Consider the following 19,052-nt stretch of genomic DNA (forward strand, 5'->3'; position numbering starts at 1 on the left):
GGTAGTGGCGTATTATGGACTGCACCTCGAGCGCAACCGCCTCAGGCGTCTGGATTCTAGGGGAAAGGAAAAACGCCATGACACAAGAGGAAATGTTACGGTTGGTGGCAGCAAATGACTGGCTCTGGCAGCAGTGGTGGCCCGCGCTGACGGGGCTTTCCCCGGATCAGGCCCGCGCTGAGGTGGGCGGGAGCTTCCCCAGCCTCCTGGCCACGGCCTCCCACATGGTCAGCGCCGAGCTAACCTGGCAGGCCCGGTGCGACGGCCAACACGCCGCACCCCCCTCGGCTGAGGAGGGCATCGCTGCCCTACAGCCCAGCTGGGAGGCGCTGGCCCTCCGGCGCCAGGCCTGGCTCGAGCAGCATTCCCCCCAAACCCCCGTCTCCTACACCCACAGTGGGGGTCATTCCACCAACTCGGTGGAAGAGATCGTTCTCCACCTCACCAGCCACGCCCACTTCCACCGGGGCCAGCTGGCTACCCAGTTTCGGCTGTTGGGGCTAAAACCCCCCTCGGTACACTTCATCACCTTTTTCCGGCTGCCGGGTTAGCCCCCCTCAGCGCAGGAACTCGAGCGCGGCCTGGGCCAGCAGTTTGGTGGCGATGGGCAGGGCCCGCTCATCGTCAATGTCAAAGCCGGGGTGGTGGTGGGGTTTGTCTTTTCCCGAAGCAGGGTCGCCCGCCCCTACCCAGAAATAAACCCCTGGGCGGCGCAGCAAGAACTCGGCCATGTCGTCCCCCCCCATGACCGGAGGGGTCTCGAGGAGGTTCTCCTGACCCACCACACTCTGGGCCATCGCCCGGAAGCGCTCGGTCAGGGCCGCATCGTTAACCACGGCGGGCGAGCCTTGCCGCCAAGCGATCTCAACCCCACCGTTCATCGCGGCCGCAATCCCCTTTGAGAGAGCTTCGATGCGCTCGATCAGCCGATCCCGCAGGACCGGATCAAAGGTGCGCAGTGTCCCCTTGAGCACCGCCACCTCCGGGATGATGTTGTGAGCTCCATCCCCAGCGGTAACGGTGGCAATCGTGATCACCGCGGTGCTGATGGGGTCGGTCTCGCGGCTGACCAAGGTTTGTAGGCCCAGGATGATGTGGGCAGCGATCGCCACGGTATCCACCCCCATATGCGGCATGGCCGCGTGGGTGCCCTTGCCCCGTACCGTGAGGGTGAAGGCATCGGCGGCAGCCATGCTGGGCCCACTCCGCACCCCTACTTTTCCCGCCGGGAGCTGGCTGTTGAGGTGCAGCCCCACCACCGCGTCCACCCCCTCGAGCACCCCGGCTTCCACCATCGGGCGGGCCCCTGAGACGATCTCCTCCGCCGGCTGGAAGGCAAAGCGCACCTCACCCTCGATCTGGTCGCGCATCCGGGCCAACAGCGCCGCCACGTGCGCCCCCACTGCGGCATGGCCATCGTGACCACAGGCGTGCATAACCCCAGGGGTCTGTGAGGCGTACGCAGCCCCGGTCTCCTCCTGAATGGGCAGAGCATCAATATCGGCCCGCACCAGCACGGTCTTGCCCGGTTTAGCCCCCATGAGCCGGGCCACCACCCCGGTCTGAGCCACCCCGGTCGTGACCTCGAGCCCCAACCCCCGCAAGAACTCAGCCAGCTTGGCACTGGTGCGGAATTCCTGAAACCCCAACTCAGGGTGGCGGTGAAAGTCGCGGCGCATCTCGAGCAGGCTGGGGGTGAGTTCGGCAACAGCAGCTTCAAGTTTCATGCCTTTCAGTCAACTCCCTTAAGCCGCTGACGTCAACCCGAAAGCACCGGAGGGCCCCCAAGCCCTGTCTAGGCCAGCCCGACGGCCTTCCTTTGAACCCGGTATAAACTTTGCTACACTGTAGGCAAACCAAAGGAGTTCAACCCATGCAACGACCATGGCTCAACCATTACGATCCGGGGGTCCCTGCCGATATCGAATACCCCGAGGCGCCGTTGTGGCAGCTCCTCGAGAGCAGCGCCCAGCAATACCCCGAACACCTGGCGCTGGACCTTCTGGGGTATACCCTCAAGTACAAAGACCTCTGGAAACAAGTCCTTGCCTTTGCGGGTTTGCTGCAAGAACGAGGGGTCAAGCCCGGTGACCGGGTAGCCATCATGCTGCCCAACAGCCCGCAGTTCGTCATCGCCTTCTATGGAATCCTCGCCGCCGGCGCGGTTTGCGTGAACGTCAACCCCCTGTATACCCCGCGCGAGCTGCGCCATCAGCTTCTGGATTCCGGCGCGGAAACCCTGGTCATCCTGGATCTCCTCTGGCCGCGGTATGCCGAGCTCGAGGCCGAGCTGCCGGTGCAGCGGGTGTTCACCACCGGTCTGCAAGACTACCTGCCCTTCCCCAAAAACCTTCTCTACCCGGTCAAGATGCGCCGGGAGAAGCGCTGGGTTACACTCCCCCCTCACCCCAAGCGCACAGATTTCAAGAGGGCCCTCAAAGCCAGCACCCCCTTGGCCCAGCCCCACCCGGCCAAACCCGACGATGTGGCACTGCTGCAATACACTGGCGGCACCACTGGGATCTCCAAAGGGGCCATGCTCTCACACCGCAACCTGGTCTCCAATGTCTACCAGACCATCGCCTGGTCGCCCGAGAGCCGGGCCATGGCCGGGAAAGGGGTGATGCTTACCGCGATTCCCCTATTCCACGTGTACGGCATGACCGTGGCCATGAACTACGGGTTGGCCCTGGGGTACAAGCTGGTGCTGCTCCCCCGCCCTGAGGTAGCGGCCTGTATCGAGGCCATTGAGCGGCATCACGTCACCCATTTCCCTGGCGTACCCACGCTGTACGTGGGGTTCAACCACTTCCCCGGGATTGAACGGCGCAAGGTGGGGACGGTCAAAATCTGCAATTCAGGGGCAGCCCCCCTGCCCCTGGAGGTGATCGAGACCTTTGAGAAGCTCACCGGCGGACGGCTCCTGGAAGGGTACGGCCTTACTGAGGCAGCCCCGGTCACCCACTCCAATCCGGTCAGCGGCCAGCGCAAGCGCGGGAGCGTGGGGCTACCCCTACCCGGGGTTGACGCCGCGGTGGTGGACGACACCCTGCGCGAGCTGCCTCCTGGCGAGGTGGGAGAGCTGGCCGTGCGTGGTCCCAACATCATGCTGGGGTACTGGGGCCAACCTGAGGAGACGGCCAAGGTGCTCAAGATTGACTGGCTGCTCACCGGGGACATGGCCCGCATGGACGAGGACGGTTACTTCTATATCGTGGACCGCAAAAAGGACTTGATCATCGCAGGGGGCTACAACATCTACCCGCGCGAGGTTGAGGAGGTGCTCTATAGCCATCCGGCGGTGCAGGAGGCCGCGGTCGTGGGGGTTCCCGATCCCTACCGGGGCGAGACCGTGGCCGCTTTTGTGGTGCTCAAACCCGGCCAGTCCGTTACAGCGGACGAGTTGGATCAGTTCTGCCGCCAACAGCTCGCGGCCTATAAAGTCCCCCATATCTACAAGTTCCGCAGTGAGCTGCCCAAAAGCGCCGTGGGCAAAATCCTGCGGCGGGAGTTGCGGGAGATGGCCGCAAAGGAGCAGGTGGGGACACAGGCTCCAAAGGCCGGGTAGGTCGCGCGGTTACACGCCCTGAGCTGAGGGTCAATACCCCCTAGGCTCAGGGCAAGGGTTTTAGAACGTATACTGTTGCCCAGTATTCCCTCGAGAGGAGTCACCGCATGAATGTCGTGTTTCTCTCCCCCCACTTTCCCCCCAACTTTTGGCCGTTCTCGGCCCGCCTGAAGGAGGCCGGCCATACCGTTTTGGGGCTGGCGGATGCCGAGTACCATGAGCTGCGCCCTGAGCTTCAGGCAGCCCTCACGGAGTACTACAAGGTCTCGGATCTCCACCGCTATGAAGAGCTTGTGCGGGCCCTGGGGTACTTCACCTACAAGTACGGCAAACTGGAGCGCCTGGACTCAATGAGCGAGTACTGGCTCGAGACCGAAGCCCAACTGCGCGAGGATTTCAACATCTTTGGGCTGCGGCCTGCCGATATGGACAAGGTCAAGCGCAAGTCGGTGATGAAGGAGTTGTTCCGCCAGGCTGGGCTGCGGGTGGCCCGTGGGAAGGTATGCCGCGACCCGGTGGAGCTGCAAAACTTCGTGGATGAGGTGGGCTACCCCCTGGTGGCCAAGCCGGATATCGGGGTGGGGGCCGCCAAAACCTACAAAATCACCAGCGACGATGAGCTGAAGGAATACATCGCCCAAAAACCCCCGGTGGACTACATCGTAGAGGAGTTCGTCCCTGGGCGGATCATCACCTACGATGGCCTCACCGATATCCAAGGAAACATTGTTTTAGACAGCAGCATGGAGTATTCCAAAGGCGTCATGGAGGTGGTCAATCAGGATACCGACATCTATTACTACATGGTGCGGGAAATCCCCGAGGATCTGCGTGAGGCTGGACGGGCCATCGTCAAGGCCTTTGGGGTGAGGGAACGCTTCTTCCATTTCGAGTTCTTCCGCTTGGAGGACGGCTCCCTGGTGGCGCTCGAGGTCAACATGCGCCCCCCAGGCGGTCTATCGGTGGATATGTTCAACTACGCCAACGACATGGACATCTTTCGCGAGTATGCCAACCTCCTGAGTACCGGCAAGATCAGCCAAAAGGCTCAGCATCCCTACTTCTGCACCTATGTGGGTCGCAAGGACCATATTCACTACAAGCGCCCGCACGAACAGGTGGTCGCGGAGTATGGCCCTTTGATTGCCCACCATGAGCGCATCAACGGTATTTTTGCCGGGGCAATTGGCAACTATGGCTACATCCTCCGGCACCCTGACCTAAAAACCCTTTTAGAGGCCGCCCAGGGCATTCAAGAACGGGCATAAACACCCGGTGGGTAGGGGTAACTATGCATATTGAATACCACCGTTGGTACAGCCCGGCTCTGGGCCATGAGATGGAACTCAAGCTCTACGGCCATTACGGGCAACCGGTGATGGTTTTCCCGGCCCAGAATGGGCGCTTCTATGACTTCGAGGGCTTTGGCATGATCGAGGCTTGTTCTGGGTTGATTGAGGCCGGGAGGGTTAAGTTCTTCTGCGTGGATGGAATTGACTGGCAAAGCTGGACCAACCAGAGCCTCCCTCCCCAGCAACGCGCAGCCCGCCACAACGACTACGATGCCTACATCATGAACGAGGCGGTCTCCTTTGTGCGCAAGAGCACCGGCCTAGAGCACCTCTGGGTGACCGGATGCAGCATGGGGGCTTTTCACTCCGCCAACTTTTTCTTTCGCCATCCCGAAACCTTTGGTGGGCTGATCGCCCTCTCGGGGCTCTATCAGGTAGGGAAATTTGTGGGGGATGCGGGGGGAATGGAAGCCTACTACAACAGCCCGCTGTGGTATTTACGCCACCTAGACGACCCCTACTATCTAAATCTCTACCGTCAGCACAAGATTGCCTTTGTGGTCGGTCAGGGCCGCTGGGAAGAGGAGTGCCTGCGCGATACCCACGAGATGGAGCAGCTTCTGCGCGAGAAGGGCATCCCAGCCATTGTGGACTACTGGGGGCACGACGTAGACCACGACTGGCCCTGGTGGCGCAAAATGCTGCCGTACTATCTGGAACGGCTGGGGGTTTGAACTCAGCCTAGACCGGATTGTAGGCCCAATAACATTTACTGGGGCCCTGGGCCAATGTAATAGGGGCGGCGCTGCTCGGCAGCGGGGGTCCGGCCTCCAAAAGCCGGAAGGGTGGAGACTGACAACGGTCTCCACCCTTTGTATAGGGGGGATGGGATGAAGGTGTTATTGCGGCCGATCGAGGCGTTTTGGAACAGCGAAGCCAAGGGGGGGTTCCTCCTCTTTGCGATGGCGGTACTGGCCTTTGTGATCGCCAACGCTGGAGGCTATGGGTGGTACACCGGGCTCAAGGAGACCGTAGTCCGCCTAAGCGTGGGGGAGTTTGCCCTCGAGAAGAGCCTCTCGAGCTGGATCAAAGATTTTTTGATGGCCTTCTTTTTTCTGTTGGTGGGCCTCGAGATCAAGCGTGAGGTGGTGCTGGGCGAGCTTTCCGATCTGCGCCGCGCCTTGCTGACCATCCTGGCCGCAGTGGGGGGGATGGTGGCCCCAGCCCTGATCTACCTGGGGTTCAACTCAGGAACCCCTGGAGCCTCCGGCTGGGGGGTGCCGATGGCCACCGATATCGCCTTCTCGCTGGGGGTGCTCTCACTGCTGGGCAACCGGGTGCCCTTTGGGCTCAAGGTCTTTCTCACCGCTTTTGCCATCGCCGACGACCTGGGAGCCATCCTGGTGATCGCCTTTTTCTATACCTCAGGCCTGAACTTCACCGCCCTCTTAATTGCCCTGGGCTTTTTCCTGCTGGCTTTGGGGATCGGGCGGCTTGGGGTACGGGTGCTCTGGCCGTACATGCTCATCGGCGCCCTGATGTGGTTCTTCACCCTCGAGTCTGGGGTCAGCCCTACGGTGGCTGCGGTGCTGCTGGCCCTGGCGATCCCGTTGACCCGCACAGTAGCCATCCCCGATCTGGGGGGGCAGCTCAAGGAGCTGGCCCACAAAGACCCCGAGCTGCTCGAGGCCGAGCTGGGGGAACTGGAGCATGTTCTGGGGAAAGCGCAAAGCCCGCTGCACCGCTTAGAACACCTCCTTCATCCTTGGGTGACCTACTTAATCCTGCCGGTGTTCGCCTTTTTTAATGCCGGGGTTAACCTCTCCGGGGCAGGGTTCGGTACGGTTGGGCTGGGGGCTTTTTTGGGGCTCTTGCTGGGTAAGCCGCTGGGAATTTTCCTGATCTGCTGGCTGGCCGTACGCTTGGGCATCGCGGCCCTGCCCGCCGGGGTGTCCTGGCCCATGCTGGTTGGGGCCGGATTTCTCGGGGGCATCGGGTTCACCATGTCGCTCTTTGTGGCCGCGCTGGCCTTCGCTGAAAAAAGCCTGCTCGACCAGGCCAAAATCGGGGTGCTCAGCAGCAGCGTGGTGGCCGCGGCCATAGGTCTGGCCCTGGTTTCGTGGACAGTGAAAAAGCGCGGGGGCTCGAGCCAAACCTAACGCATCCCCCAGTCCTGTGGGGGGGCTTTGGGCTTACCTTTGGCCAGCCTCCTGGCACTTCCCCTCAAACCTGCTATACTCTGCCTTTTGTGGAGAAGGTGCTTACCCCTAGAGCGCTGGGTTTTGCCATGCCAGCAGAATGGGCCCCGCACGCGGCCACCTGGATGGCCTGGCCCTATGACGACCAAAAGTGGTTGGGTTACCTGGAGCCGGTTCGGCAGGAATTTGCAGCCCTGGTCAATACCGTGGCCCGGTTCGAGCCCGTGCACCTGTTGGTCAACGACCCGGAGTCCGAGGCCGATGCCCGGCACCGGCTGAGCGGTGAGGTTCGCCTTCACCAGATCCCCCACGACGACCTGTGGCTGCGCGACAGCGGCGCCCTCTTTGTCCGCAAGAACGGCCTGGTGGCCCTGGTCAATTGGGAATTCAACGGCTGGGGGGGGAAGTATCCCGCCCAACTGGACAACCAAATTCCTCGGCAGATGGCCCATATCCTGGGGGCCCAGCTCTTCAACCCTGGAATTGTGATGGAGGGGGGTTCCCTCGAGGTCAACGGCCTGGGGATCGGGATCACCACCCGCCAGTGCCTGCTCTCTCCGGGGCGCAACCCAGGCCTGAACGAAGAGGACCTCGAGGGATACCTGCGCGACTACCTGGGCATAGACCACCTGATCTGGCTGGGAAGGGGGCTTGAGGGGGATCACACCGATGGCCACATCGATACCCTGACCCGCTTCACCGACGCCTCCACGGTGGTGACCTCCATCTGCGAGGATTCCGACGACCCCAACTGGGGGCCCTTGCAGGAAAACCTGGAGATCCTGGAAAGCCTGGGGGCATTCCGCATCGTCCGGTTACCGCTGCCTCGGCACCCGCGCTGGCTCGAGGCCTCAACCCGGCTGCCCCTGACCTATGCCAACTTCTATGTGCTCAACGGGGCCGTACTGGTTCCGCAGTACGGCGACCCCAATGACGAGCGGGCTCTGGAGATCCTGCGCCCGCTGTTTCCAGGCCGCCAGGTGATCGGGCTGCAAAGCCAGGCTCTGTTCACCGGTGGGGGCAGCTTTCACTGCGTTACCCAGCAGCAGCCCGAGGGCAGCATCTTTCCGGCCAGCGCGCCTTCGGTGGGAAAGGAGAAATGATGGCACTCCGATTGGCGGTCATCCAGATGAGCATGTCGGGGGTCCGCGAGGACAACGTAGACAAAGCCAGCTCGAGGGTCCGCCAGGCGGCCCAGCAGGGGGCCCACCTGATCCTCTTGCCTGAGCTGTTCGAGAACCTCTACTGGTGCCAGGTCGAGCGTGAAACCTACTTCGCTTGCGCCAACCCGGTAGACCACCACCCCTTCCTGCCCCATTTTCAGCAACTGGCCAAGGAGCTGGGGGTGGTGCTGCCGCTTTCCTTTTTCGAAAAAGCCGGACAGGCGCATTACAACAGCCTGGCCATGATCAACCACGATGGGGAGATTTTGGGGATCTACCGCAAGTCCCATATCCCCGATGGCCCGGGCTATGAGGAGAAATACTACTTCAATCCCGGGGATACGGGGTTTAAGGCTTTTGCCACCGGGGTGGGCAGCGTAGGGGCGGGCATCTGCTGGGATCAGTGGTACCCCGAGGCTGCCCGCAGCATGGCCCTTCTGGGAGCGGAAATCCTGCTCTACCCCACCGCCATCGGCAGCGAGCCGCCCGAGTCCGGTGGGGTGGATACCAAAGAGATGTGGCAACGGGTGATGATCGGGCACGCGGTGGCCAACCTGTGCTACCTGGGAGCCGCCAACCGGGTGGGCACGGAGACGGTGGAAGGCAAAACCCAGACCTACTACGGCAGCTCTTTTATAACCGACTATATGGGCAATAAGCTGGCCGAAGCGGGCCGAGAGGAAGAGACCATCCTCTACGCCGACCTCAACCTAGAAGAAGCCCGAAGCTTCCGCGCGGGGTTCGGTTTTTTCCGCGACCGCCGACCCGAGCTCTATGGCCCCCTCCTAACCTTGGACGGCAAAACCCGGCGGGCCTAGCCCCGCGCGGGATCGTGTAGGCTGGGGTCACCATGCAGCGGGTCTGGGTTAGCTTTCTCCTCGCGGCCCTGATGCTGCTGGGGTTTTTGTATCTGCGCAACCAGCCCCCCTCTCCCCTCCCCACCTCGAGCTCGAGCCTGATCGTGCATGGGGTTAGGGTGTATGACCTGAATGGCCGGCTGGCCTATCAGGGCGATGTGGATCTGGGGCCGGTTCTGGAGCGGGTGGCTCGAGGCGAACGCGACCCCCACCGCGACGATGGCACCGTGTTTGCTAACCGCGAAGGGCGATTGCCGGCCCAGCCCAGGGGATACTACAGGGAGTATGTGGTGCGCACCCCTGGTCTGAGTTCGGTCGGCCCCCAACGGCTGGTGATAGGGGCCAAGGGCGAGGTGTATTACACGCCGGATCACTACAACACCTTCATACGGGTACGGTGATGATGCAGGATCCCCAAGGGCTACAGCAGGTGGAAAACCCCGCCGCAGAGGCCATTCTGCAACTCCCTGCGGCCTCGCTGCCCGCGCTCGAGCAGCTCGCAGATAAGGGCTACTTCGTCGCCCGGGTGGACCGCGCCCCGGTATTCGACAAGCCCACCCTGCTGCACGCGCTCTACCAGAGCTGTGCAATGCCGGCCTATTTCGGCTTCAACTGGGATGCCCTATACGACATGCTCACCGATTTTTCCTGGAAACCCGCCCGGGGGTATGTGCTGGTATTCCAAGACTTCGGGCTGCTGCAGCAGCGGGCTCCTCAGGAAGCCCAGACCTTTCTCCAGATCGTGCGCGAGGCCAGTCAGGCCCGCCAGGCCGACCAGGCCCCCCCGCTCAAACTGGTGCTCCTCGAGGCCTGAGCTCACGGATATAGGCGGGCCTCGAGCCGGGCCTTCACCCCCGGCCACTCCTCATCCAGAATCGAGTAGATCGCGGTATCGCGGATCACACCGCTGGGATAGATCTGATCCTTGCGCAAAACCCCCTCGTACACCGCCCCTAGCTTCTCAATGGCCCGGCGACTGCGCAGGTTGCGGGCGTCAGCGCGGAACTGCACCCGGATGACCCCCAGGGTTTCAAAAGCGTGCCGCAGGAGCAGAAACTTGCTCTCCGGGTTGGCCTTTCCCCCCTGGAAAGGGGTGAAAATCCAGGTGGTGGTCTCCAGTTGGCGATACTGTGGGTTTACCCGCACGTACCCGGTGCGCCCGACCATCTGCCCTTCGCCTGGGTCCACGATGGCCCAGTTAACCCGGTCTGGGGCCGAGAGCAGGTGCTGGATGTAGGTGGCCATGGCCTCGAGGGTGGGCGCTTGGGGGGCGTAGCTCATGTACTGCACCATCCCGGCCTCATAGTAGGGGAGCATGTCTTGGGCATGGGCCAAGGTCAGGGGCTCGAGGCGGAAAAACCGCCCTTGCAAAACCACGGCCCGGTGCCACAGCGGATCCGTAACGTCGGCTAAACCCATATAACCCAACGCTATCATTTCCGTGGCATAGACTAGAAGCTGTGATTCGGGTCGGCATCTTGACGGTCTCTGGCGACGGTGCGCGCGGTGCGGACGAAGACGCCACCGTAGCGGCTTTGCGCGAAACCCTGCTCTATGGGCCTTACGAGGTGGTGGCGGTGGACACAGTGCCCGACGAAGCCGCCCAGATCAAGCGGGTGCTGCGGCTGTGGTCCGACCGGGATGGCCTGGACTTAATCCTCACTGTGGGCAGCATTGGCCTCTCGGCCAAAGACCACACCCCCCAGGCCACCAGCGAGATGCTCGAGAAGGCCGTCCCCGGCATCCCCGAGTTCATCCGGTTGATGACCTTCAAAAATGAGCCCTCCATCGCCCTAACTCGAGGGGTAGCCGGCAGCCGGGGCAAAACCCTGATCCTCAATCTACCGGGGGGTCAGAGCGCAGCCACCGCCGCCCTCGAGGTGGCCCTCCCCCTGGTGCTGAACGCGGTGGAGAGCATCACCGGCAGAAGCCTGGCCTCCCCCGCGCGCAGTTCGTAAGTTTGCCCGCATCTTATGAATTTCAGCGAGCTGCTCTCCCATCTCTTGCAAAAAGGCGCCTCCGAGGTTCACTTTCACGCCGGGATGCCGGTGCTGGCCCGGATAGGGGGTCAGTTGCAAAGCGTGGGGGGGCGCAAGCTCAAGCCCACCAGCACCGCGGCGCTGGTGCAGCAGCTCTGTAGCCCCCAGCAAAAAGCCCGGCTCGAGGTCTACCGCCAGGTGGACCTGGCCTATAGCCTTCCTGGGGTGAGCCGATTGCGGGCCAACGTTTTCTACCAGCGCGGCTCAGCCAGCGTGGTGTTCCAGGTCATAGGGCCGCAGGAGGCAAGCCTTCAACAGGTCAACCTCCCCGAGAAGTACCTGCATCACTTCCGTGACCTCGACCGGGGATTGCTGCTGGTGGTCGGGCCTCGCGGTGCCGGCAAAAGCACCACCTTGGCCCGACTGGTGGATGAGATCAACACCACCCAGGCCAAGCTCATCCTCACCATCGAGGACCCCATCGAGTATCTGCACAAGAGCAAGCGCTCCGCGGTGGTTCAGCGGGAAATCGGCAGCGACGCGGTCAGCTTCGAGGCCGCCCTGATGGGGGCCCAGCGCCAGCGCCCAGATGTGATCGCCATCGGAGAAATTCGCGACGTCAGCACCGCTTCAGCGGCCCTGAATGCCGCCCAGAACGGGCACCTGGTGCTGAGCACGCTGGTTGCACCGGACAGCGCGCGGGCCATCCACACCTTGCTCAAGCTGTTTCCCCCGGAAGAGCGCATGGCCCAGCGCATCGTGCTGGCCGAAAGCCTGGTTGGGCTGATCGCCCAGCGCCTGATCCCCAGCACGGCTGGGGAGCGGGTCGCGGTGATGGAGGTCGTGCTGATGGGCCCGGCCTTGCGGGAAGTGCTCAAACACCCCGAGTCCAATGGGCGCTTCCAGGAGCTCCTGCACGACCCTAGCCTGGCCGATTGTCAGAGCTTCGACGCCCACCTGCTCGAGCTCTACCGCAGCGGGCAAGTAGACTACCAAACCGCCCTGCTCAACACCACCGATCCAGCCCACTTCGAAGCCGAAGCCTCCCATCCGCTCTAGCTCCTGGCGGCGGGCGAGCCTCTGGGCCCGAAAGCTGGTAGCCTAAAGGCCATGTTCCGTTCGCAGCGCACCCCGAAGAGCGGGGGGGTTTTTCTCGAGATGGACCGGGCGAAATCCAGGGCTAAAGCCCAGGGTCTAGCGGTTATAGATCTCTCCATCGGGGCTTCCGACCTGCCCCCGCCCCCCGAAGCCCTCGAGGCCTTGAAAGCGGCCGTAGACGACCCCCAGACCTACGGCTACTGCCTTAAGTCCGGTACCCTGCCGCTGCTCGAAGCAGCCACCCGCTGGTATGCGGAGCGCTTCGGCCTCGAGCTCGATCCGCACCGAGAGGCCCTGGCCCTGATTGGCTCCCAGGAAGGCCTGGCCCACCTGTTGATGGCGGTGGCCGACCCAGGGGACGGGTTGATCCTGTGTGACGTGGCTTACCCCTCTTATTTTGGGGCCGCCAGTGTAGCCGGGCTCCAGACCCACCTGATGCCCCTGGGGCCTGACCTTCTCCCCGAGCTCTCCGCTGTGCCCGAAGCGGTTGCGCGAGGCGCCAAGGCCCTGCTCCTCAACTACCCTAACAACCCCACCGCAGCCCTGGCCCCCAGGCCGTTCTTCGAGGCGGCTCTCGAGTTCTGCGCGCGCTATGACCTGCTGCTGATCCATGACAACCCCTATCTCGACCAGGCTCTAGAACCCACGGTCTCCCCTTTGGCCCTACCGGGAGGCCGGGAACGCACCGTAGAACTGTTCAGCTTTGCCAAGAGCTACCACCTGGCCGGGTTCCGCCTGGGATTTGCCCTGGGCCATGCCGAGGCCATCGCCAGCCTCGAGGCCCTCAAAGCCCCGATTGATTTCAACCCCTATCTCGGCATCCAGCGCATGGGGATCGCTGCGCTGAAGGTTTCGTCCGAGCGCCTACAGCGGGATGCCCAGACCTGGGCCCACCGCCGCCAAACCATGGTGGCGGCCCTAGAGGCTCAGGGCTGGAGCGTTCCGCTGCCGAAAGCCTGCATGTACCTGTGGGCTGAGCTCCCCCAGGGGTTAGGGCTGAACGACCTCGAGTTCTGCACCCACCTGGTGGCCGAGACCGGGGTAGCCCTCTCCCCTGGGCGGGCCTTTGGCCCCGGTGGGGTGGGGCGGGTGCGCTTGGCCTTGGTCCAGCCGGAAGCCGTGCTGCTCGAGGCCGCCGAGCGCATCGGGGGGTTCATCCGGCGGAAAGCTCGAGACTAAACCTCCAATGTCGCCCTGGTCTGTTCTTGCCGCCGCCATGATCGCCGGAACCGCGGTTTCGGCCATCGGGCAGGCCTATCCCACCTTGGCTCCCTACATCCGCGCCGACCTCGGGCTTTCGCTCGCAGCGGTGGGGTTGCTCAATACCTTTATCTACCTGGGCACCATGCTGGGGGCTCTTCCAGCCGGCTGGCTCACCGACCGCTTAGGCAGCCGTACCCTGCTGATCGCAGGGGCGCTGGCCGCGGCCTTATTGGCCATACTGATCGCCCTGCTGAGCCACACCCCCTCCAGCTTTGTGCCTTTGCTGGTGCTGGTGGGGTTGGTGGTGGCCTCCTCTACCCCGGCAGGGTCGCAGGCGGTGGCCCAGTCGTTCCCGCCTCAGCGCCGAGGGTTGGTCATTGGGCTGCGCCAGATGGCCGTGCCCTTGGGGGGAACCCTGGCCGCCGCAATTTTCCCCGCCGTGGCCCACAGCCTGAACTGGCGCTGGGCCTCGGGGGTCGCGGCGCTGCTGGGGGTGTTGGCGGCCTGGGTGGCCTCGAGGCTTTACTACGAACCGCTTCCCCCAAATTCCAGCCCTCACCTCCCCAAGCCCCCTTTTCGGCAAATCCTGCGCGAGCGCGATATCCTGCTGGCCGCGGTGGCCGGGGTCACGCTGCCCACGGGGCAGTTCGTGATGATCACCTACCTGATCCTCTTCCTGAAAGAGCGCTTTGGGCTGCCCGAGCTCACCGGGGCGGCCCTGCTGACCGCAGCCCAGTTCGCCGGAGCCCTGAGCCGGGTGGCTTGGTCGTGGCTCTCAGACCACACCGGTGGGGCCCGGCGTCCCTTGCTGGTGCTGATGGTGGGGCTGGCCGGCCTGAGTGCCCTGGTTCTGGCTTGGCTGCCTACCGGTACGCCGCTGTGGGCCAAGGTTGCCCTGGTGGTGCTCTACGGGGCCACCGCGCTGGGCTGGCAGGGGCTGCATTTCTCTCTCCTGACCGAGCTTTCTCCGCCAGGGCTAGAAGGTCAGGTGGTGGGGTTTGGTCTGGTGTTTACCTCCATCGGCATCGCCCTGGCCCCCCCGCTCTTCGGATTGCTGGTGGAGCTGAGCGGCAGCTATGGCCTGGGTTGGGTGGCCCAGGCCGCGGTGTTCGGGGTGGGGGCTACTCTTCTCTGGAACGTGAGGGAGAAGCCCCGGAGCCGCCTCAAACCAGATAGGTCTTGAACCAGTTCAGGGTCAGCGCCCAGGCATCCTCCGCCGCCGCTTGGTTGTAGTTGGGGCCCGTATCGTTGTTGAAGGCGTGATTGGCCCCTTCGTAGATTTTGATCTGGTAGCGAATGTTCGCCCCTTTGAGGGCGGCCTCGAGGGCGGGAATTCCCTGGTTGATCCGGGCATCGTTGCCGCCGTAGATGCCTAGCACCGCAGCCTTGATAGCGGGCACCTTGGCCAGATCCGGCGCAGGGCCATAGAAGGGCACCGCCGCCTTGAGCTCGGGGGCCTCGGTCGCCAGCCGCCAGGCCAGGCCCCCGCCAAAGCAAAACCCCACCACCCCCAGCTTGTCCGCCTGCACGCCTGGGGTGTTTTTGAGGACCCCCAGGGCTTCTTGTAGGTTGGCGATGTGCTCCTCGGCTGGGGTCTGGGCCAAGTAAGCCGAGATCTGGGCGGTATCGCTGAACTGGGCCGTACCCCCAACCTTAGAGACCAGATCGGGCGCCAGGGCAATGTACCCGGCCTTGGCCAAACGACGGGCGATATCCTGGATGTGCGGCTGGAGGCCCCGGTTCTCATGAATGACCAGGACCCCCGGGGCCGAGGCTCCCCCCGCAGGCCGGGCCAGGTAGGCCATCTGCTCAAAGCCTCGAGCCGTATAAGTCAGCATCTGGGCTTGAATTGAGGGGTCGTTGGGATCCACTTTGGGCTTGGCCTCCGGCGGGCTGGCCTGGGGGTTGGCCTGCTGGGCCTGGGCCAACTCAGCCGCGCTTACCCCGGTGATCCCTAGGGAAACCAAAAGGGTTCTTGCCCCCGCCACCCCCCCGCCCAAAATCACCGTGCGGCGCAGGAATTCCCGGCGGTCAATCTCCCCCTCGCGGTAGTCTTCGGCGAACTCCTCAACCACATAACGGAACAGGTCCTGCCGCTCGCTCACGCTCATGATCTGGCCTCCTCAAAATTGAGTCTGGCCGATTAACCCAGTGCAAAGCTCGAGGCAGGGCACAAATCATAAGCTCATTTTTAAGAAACCGGCCCTTACAAGCCTACTTAACCTTGAGCAGCTCGGCCAACTGCCCGTAGAGCCGCTCTTCTTCAGGGGTGGGTTGGGTGGGAACCACCAGCTTGATCTCGGCGTACTGATCGCCGCGGGTTCCATCTTTGCGCGGCCAGCCCTTACCCTTAAGCCGCAGCCGGCGTCCGCTCTGGGTCCCCTTGGGGATACTGAGGCTCACCGCCCCATCCAGGGTCTGCACCCGTGCGCTTCCCCCCACCACCGCGATGGGGGCCGGGACCTCGGCGGTAACGTAGATGTCGTCGCCCTCGAGGCGCATCTCGGCTCGGGTCTGTAGGCGAACCACCAGGTACAGGTCTCCCCCAGCCCTGCCCTTGCCCGCCAAACGAATTTTTTGCCCCTCCCGCACCCCCGCCGGGATGCGTACGGTCAGGCGCTCGCCCCCAATCGAAAGGGTTTTTTCCCCGCCACGATAGGCCTCCTCCAGCGAAAGCGGGAGCTCGGCTTCGAGGTCAGCCCCGCGCCGTGAGGGGCGGGCGGCCTGCCCGAATAAATCCTCGAGCCCCCCAAAGCCCGTCCCCCCGCGGCCCCCCAGGTTACCGAAGAGCGACTGGAAGAACTCAGAGAAGTCCCCGATGTTGCCGCTGAATCCACCAAAATTGCCTGCGTCTGGGGGAGGCCCCTGCCAGCTACGGTTGGCGGCCTCTGAGCCGTACTGGTCGTAGAAGCGCCGCTTTTCGGGGTCGGAAAGCACGGTGTAGGCTTCGTTGATCTCCTTGAACCGCTCCTCTGCTCCGGGGTCTTTGCTCACGTCCGGGTGATGTTTGCGGGCCAATTTCTTGAACGCCTTCTTGATCTCCTCTTCGGAGGCGTTTTTAGAAACCCCTAAGATGGCGTAGTAGTCTTTGTAGGCCATATTGATTGCCGCAAGCCGCCGGGCCAATAGCGAAGGGTAAAACCGAGTTTAGCGCTCCGCACTTTGCCCGTTGCCCTGCGCCTCCTTCACCCCGCTGCCCACCACTACCCGGGCCGGACGCACCAACGCCTCCCCGTACTGAAACCCCTGTTGATACACGTGCACCACTTTACCTTCCTCGCCCTCCACTGCTCCAATGGCCTCGTGAATCCTGGGGTCAAAGGGCGTGCCCACCCCAGGAACGGGTTCCACCCCCAGGCCCTTCAGGTTGCGGGCGAAATTCTCCAGTACCGTCTTGATCCCTGGGATCAGGTCTTCAGGCTTGGCTTGGGCAAACCCCAAGGCCCGCTCGAGGTCATCTAGGGTTCCCAACAGGCTACGCACCGCCTCGAACTTACCAGCGCGGTTGGCGCTCTCCAGCTCCTGGGCGCTGCGCTTGCGATAGTTGTCAAAATCGGCGTAGAGGCGAATGTACTTCTCCTTAGCCGCCCTGAGTTCCGCTTGGAGCACCTCGAGCTCTGCCCTGAGCCGCTCTACCTCGGGAATTTCTCCCTCCGGAGCCGGTTGAGCATTTTGGGAGCCGTTGGCCTCCACCTGGGTTTGCGCTGTTTTATCCTTTTCCATCCCCACAACCTCATCCAGAGTATAGGGTTGGGGGTCGAGCGCATGGCTGATCTCACACCCCCAACCCTCCCCGTCCGGCTTAGTCCGCCGGCTTGAAATCCGCGTCAATCACATCGTCGGGCTTGTTGCCGCCTTGGCTCGGCCCCGTACCGCCGGTGGTCCCCACCGTAGCCCCCTGCTCATAGGCTTGTAGAGCAGAAACCAACTCCTCGGTGGCGCTGCGCACCTCAGCGTCGCTGGGGCTGCCCTCGAGCAGGCTCTTGGCCTTAGCCACCGCGGCCTCGAGGCGGCTCTTGGCCTCGGGGGTGCTTTCCTTCTCGCCCATCACCCGCTCGGCCTGGATCCGGGCGGTGTCCAGAGAGTTCCGTAGGTCGGCGCTCTCGCGGCGCTTGCGGTCGGCCTCGGCGTTGGCCTCAGCCTCTTTTACCATCCGGTCAATCTCCTGCTCGCTGAGGGTAGTGGTGTTCTGGATGGTGATGCTGGCCTCTTTGCCGGTGGATTTCTCCTTAGCGGTGGCGTGGAGGATGCCGTTGGCGTCAATGTCGAAGGTGACCTCAATCTGCGGCATCCCTGCAGGCATGGCCGGAATCCCATCCAGCCGGAAGCGGCCCAGGCTCTTGTTGTCCGCGGCCATCGGGCGCTCACCTTGCAGCACGTGGATCTCCACCGAGGGCTGATTGTTTTCCGCGGTGGTGAAGGTCTCCGAGCGGCGGGTGGGCACGGTGGTGTTGCGCGGAATCAGCACGGTGCTCACCCCACCCTTGGTCTCGACCCCCAGCGAGAGCGGGGTCACGTCCAACAGCACCACGTCCTCGACCGAACCGGTCAGCACCCCCGCCTGCACGGCGGCCCCCAGGGCCACCACCTCATCGGGGTTGACGCTGCGGTTGGGCTCCTTACCCAGCATCTCCTTGACGATCTGCTGTACCGCCGGAACCCGGGTCGCCCCTCCTACCAGCAACACCTCTTGAATCTGCGAAGCGCTGAGGTTGGCATCCTTGAGGGCCTGGTCCACCGGGGCACGAACCCGCTTGAGCAGCGGTTGAATCAGCTCCTCGAACTTGGCCCGGGTCAGCTTGCGCTCGAGGTGCAGAGGGGTTTTGGAAACCGGGTCCAGGCCGATGAAGGGCAGGCTGATGGTGGTCTCGGTGACGTTGGAAAGCTCGATCTTGGCCTTCTCAGCAGCCTCGATCAGCCGCTGCAGGGCCTGACGATCGGCCTTGAGGTTGACCCCACCCGATTCCTTCTTGAACTCCTCCACCAGCCAGTCCACGATGGCGTGGTCCATGTCTGAACCGCCCAGGTGGGTATCCCCTGCGGTAGAGAGTACCTTGAACACCCCGTCGCCGATCTCGAGCACGGTCACGTCAAAGGTTCCGCCGCCTAGGTCGAAGACCAGCACGGTCTCATCGCCCTTCTTGTCCAGCCCATAGGCTAGGGCTGCCGCGGTGGGCTCGTTGATGATGCGCAGCACCTCGAGGCCCGCGATCTTCCCGGCGTTGGTGGTGGCCTCACGCTGGGAGTTGTTGAAGTAGGCCGGAACGGTGATTACCGCCTTGGTGACCTTCTCCCCCAGCTTCTTGCTGGCATCTTCTACCAGCTTGCGCAGGATCATCGCCGAGATCTCCTCGGGCGTGTAGAGCTTACCCGCGATGTCCACCCGTACCCCGCCATCGGGGCCCTGCACCACCTTGTAGGGGGCGCGCTTGGCTTCCTCTTGTACCTCCTCCCAACGCCGCCCGATGAAGCGCTTGATCTCGAAGACCGTGCCCTCGGCGTTGAGCACCGCCTGGCGCCGGGCCACCCGACCCACCAGTTGCTCCCCGCCCTTAAACGCCACCACACTGGGGGTGGTGCGCTCCCCTTCGGCGTTCTCCAGCACCACTGGGCTGCCGCCCTCCATGATCGCGATAACGCTGTTTGTCGTTCCTAAGTCAATTCCTACGGCTTTGGCCATGATCCACCTCACAG

The 19,052-nt window shown here is 63.3% G+C and carries 19 protein-coding genes; 13 read left to right on the top strand and 6 right to left on the bottom strand.

Features of this window, described 5'->3' with window-relative positions; translation table 11 throughout:
- The first annotated feature begins 92 nt into the window (after positions 1-92).
- Complete coding sequence (locus tag Mgrana_RS07040; protein WP_240631277.1) at positions 93-551, top strand: DinB family protein; 459 nt, start codon at positions 93-95, stop codon at positions 549-551.
- Positions 552-557: 6 nt separating this feature from the next.
- Here the strand turns inward: Mgrana_RS07040 and Mgrana_RS07045 are convergent, their stop codons facing one another.
- The gene (locus tag Mgrana_RS07045; RefSeq protein ID WP_119356904.1) at positions 558-1,727 is read right to left on the bottom strand and encodes a M20 metallopeptidase family protein; all 1,170 of its coding nucleotides are present in this window, start codon (positions 1,725-1,727) and stop codon (positions 558-560) included.
- 146 nt (positions 1,728-1,873) lie between these two features.
- Between Mgrana_RS07045 and Mgrana_RS07050 the strand changes: the two genes are divergently transcribed.
- The 8 genes from Mgrana_RS07050 to Mgrana_RS07085 all read left to right on the top strand — a co-directional run bounded on the left by Mgrana_RS07050 (position 1,874) and on the right by Mgrana_RS07085 (position 9,892).
- Positions 1,874-3,568 (top strand): long-chain-fatty-acid--CoA ligase, encoded by a 1,695-nt coding sequence (locus Mgrana_RS07050; RefSeq protein WP_119356905.1) that lies wholly within the window; start codon positions 1,874-1,876, stop codon positions 3,566-3,568.
- A 107-nt stretch (positions 3,569-3,675) separates the two neighbouring features.
- Positions 3,676-4,836 (top strand): ATP-grasp domain-containing protein, encoded by a 1,161-nt coding sequence (locus tag Mgrana_RS07055; protein ID WP_119356906.1) that lies wholly within the window; start codon positions 3,676-3,678, stop codon positions 4,834-4,836.
- Between the two features lie 23 nt (positions 4,837-4,859).
- Positions 4,860-5,594, top strand: a complete 735-nt coding sequence (locus Mgrana_RS07060) for an esterase family protein (RefSeq protein WP_119356907.1) — start codon at positions 4,860-4,862, stop codon at positions 5,592-5,594.
- A gap of 156 nt (positions 5,595-5,750) precedes the next feature.
- Positions 5,751-7,019: a Na+/H+ antiporter NhaA gene (gene nhaA, locus Mgrana_RS07065; RefSeq protein WP_119356908.1), complete on the top strand. Its 1,269-nt coding sequence runs from the start codon at positions 5,751-5,753 to the stop codon at positions 7,017-7,019.
- A gap of 89 nt (positions 7,020-7,108) precedes the next feature.
- Positions 7,109-8,161: an agmatine deiminase family protein gene (locus tag Mgrana_RS07070; RefSeq protein ID WP_240631278.1), complete on the top strand. Its 1,053-nt coding sequence runs from the start codon at positions 7,109-7,111 to the stop codon at positions 8,159-8,161.
- A complete protein-coding gene (aguB, locus tag Mgrana_RS07075) occupies positions 8,158-9,039 on the top strand; it encodes an N-carbamoylputrescine amidase (RefSeq protein WP_170146421.1) in 882 nt (293 codons plus the stop codon). Before Mgrana_RS07070 ends, aguB begins: the two co-directional genes overlap by 4 nt.
- A 32-nt stretch (positions 9,040-9,071) precedes the next feature.
- The gene (locus Mgrana_RS07080; RefSeq protein WP_119356911.1) at positions 9,072-9,479 is read left to right on the top strand and encodes a guanyl-specific ribonuclease; all 408 of its coding nucleotides are present in this window, start codon (positions 9,072-9,074) and stop codon (positions 9,477-9,479) included.
- Positions 9,479-9,892 carry a barstar family protein gene (locus Mgrana_RS07085; protein ID WP_119356912.1) on the top strand — a complete coding sequence of 138 codons (414 nt, stop codon included), beginning with the start codon at positions 9,479-9,481 and terminating at the stop codon, positions 9,890-9,892. Before Mgrana_RS07080 ends, Mgrana_RS07085 begins: the two co-directional genes overlap by 1 nt.
- A gap of 2 nt (positions 9,893-9,894) precedes the next feature.
- Here Mgrana_RS07085 and Mgrana_RS07090 read toward each other — a convergent pair whose 3' ends face one another.
- Positions 9,895-10,497, bottom strand: coding sequence for a GNAT family N-acetyltransferase (locus Mgrana_RS07090; protein ID WP_119356913.1), 603 nt, complete (start codon positions 10,495-10,497; stop codon positions 9,895-9,897).
- A 41-nt stretch (positions 10,498-10,538) separates the two neighbouring features.
- Here Mgrana_RS07090 and Mgrana_RS07095 point away from each other — a divergent pair, with 41 nt between their 5' ends.
- Genes Mgrana_RS07095 through Mgrana_RS07110 form a run of 4 tightly spaced genes read left to right on the top strand, consistent with a single transcriptional unit; the run spans position 10,539 to position 14,541 of the window.
- Positions 10,539-11,036: a MogA/MoaB family molybdenum cofactor biosynthesis protein gene (locus tag Mgrana_RS07095; RefSeq protein WP_119356914.1), complete on the top strand. Its 498-nt coding sequence runs from the start codon at positions 10,539-10,541 to the stop codon at positions 11,034-11,036.
- Between the two features lie 15 nt (positions 11,037-11,051).
- Positions 11,052-12,116, top strand: coding sequence for a type IV pilus twitching motility protein PilT (locus tag Mgrana_RS07100; RefSeq protein WP_119356915.1), 1,065 nt, complete (start codon positions 11,052-11,054; stop codon positions 12,114-12,116).
- Between the two features lie 51 nt (positions 12,117-12,167).
- Positions 12,168-13,334 carry an aminotransferase class I/II-fold pyridoxal phosphate-dependent enzyme gene (locus Mgrana_RS07105; RefSeq protein ID WP_119356916.1) on the top strand — a complete coding sequence of 389 codons (1,167 nt, stop codon included), beginning with the start codon at positions 12,168-12,170 and terminating at the stop codon, positions 13,332-13,334.
- A 7-nt stretch (positions 13,335-13,341) separates the two neighbouring features.
- The gene (locus Mgrana_RS07110) at positions 13,342-14,541 is read left to right on the top strand and encodes an MFS transporter (protein WP_119356917.1); all 1,200 of its coding nucleotides are present in this window, start codon (positions 13,342-13,344) and stop codon (positions 14,539-14,541) included.
- On the opposite strand, the gene Mgrana_RS07115 is transcribed toward Mgrana_RS07110, so the two are convergent.
- The 4 genes from Mgrana_RS07115 to dnaK all read right to left on the bottom strand — a co-directional run bounded on the left by Mgrana_RS07115 (position 14,522) and on the right by dnaK (position 19,038).
- Positions 14,522-15,469 (bottom strand): dienelactone hydrolase family protein, encoded by a 948-nt coding sequence (locus tag Mgrana_RS07115; protein WP_240631279.1) that lies wholly within the window; start codon positions 15,467-15,469, stop codon positions 14,522-14,524. The genes Mgrana_RS07110 and Mgrana_RS07115 overlap by 20 nt on opposite strands.
- Before the next feature lie 103 nt (positions 15,470-15,572).
- Complete coding sequence (locus tag Mgrana_RS07120) at positions 15,573-16,457, bottom strand: DnaJ C-terminal domain-containing protein (protein WP_119356918.1); 885 nt, start codon at positions 16,455-16,457, stop codon at positions 15,573-15,575.
- Positions 16,458-16,505: 48 nt separating this feature from the next.
- Positions 16,506-17,081 (bottom strand): nucleotide exchange factor GrpE, encoded by a 576-nt coding sequence (locus tag Mgrana_RS07125; protein ID WP_119356919.1) that lies wholly within the window; start codon positions 17,079-17,081, stop codon positions 16,506-16,508.
- Positions 17,082-17,160: 79 nt separating this feature from the next.
- The gene (gene dnaK, locus Mgrana_RS07130; RefSeq protein ID WP_119356920.1) at positions 17,161-19,038 is read right to left on the bottom strand and encodes a molecular chaperone DnaK; all 1,878 of its coding nucleotides are present in this window, start codon (positions 19,036-19,038) and stop codon (positions 17,161-17,163) included.
- Positions 19,039-19,052 lie beyond the last annotated feature (14 nt).

Origin of the sequence: Meiothermus granaticius NBRC 107808, from assembly GCF_003574355.1 — a bacterium.
In the GTDB taxonomy this organism is placed as follows: Bacteria; Deinococcota; Deinococci; order Deinococcales; family Thermaceae; genus Meiothermus; species Meiothermus granaticius.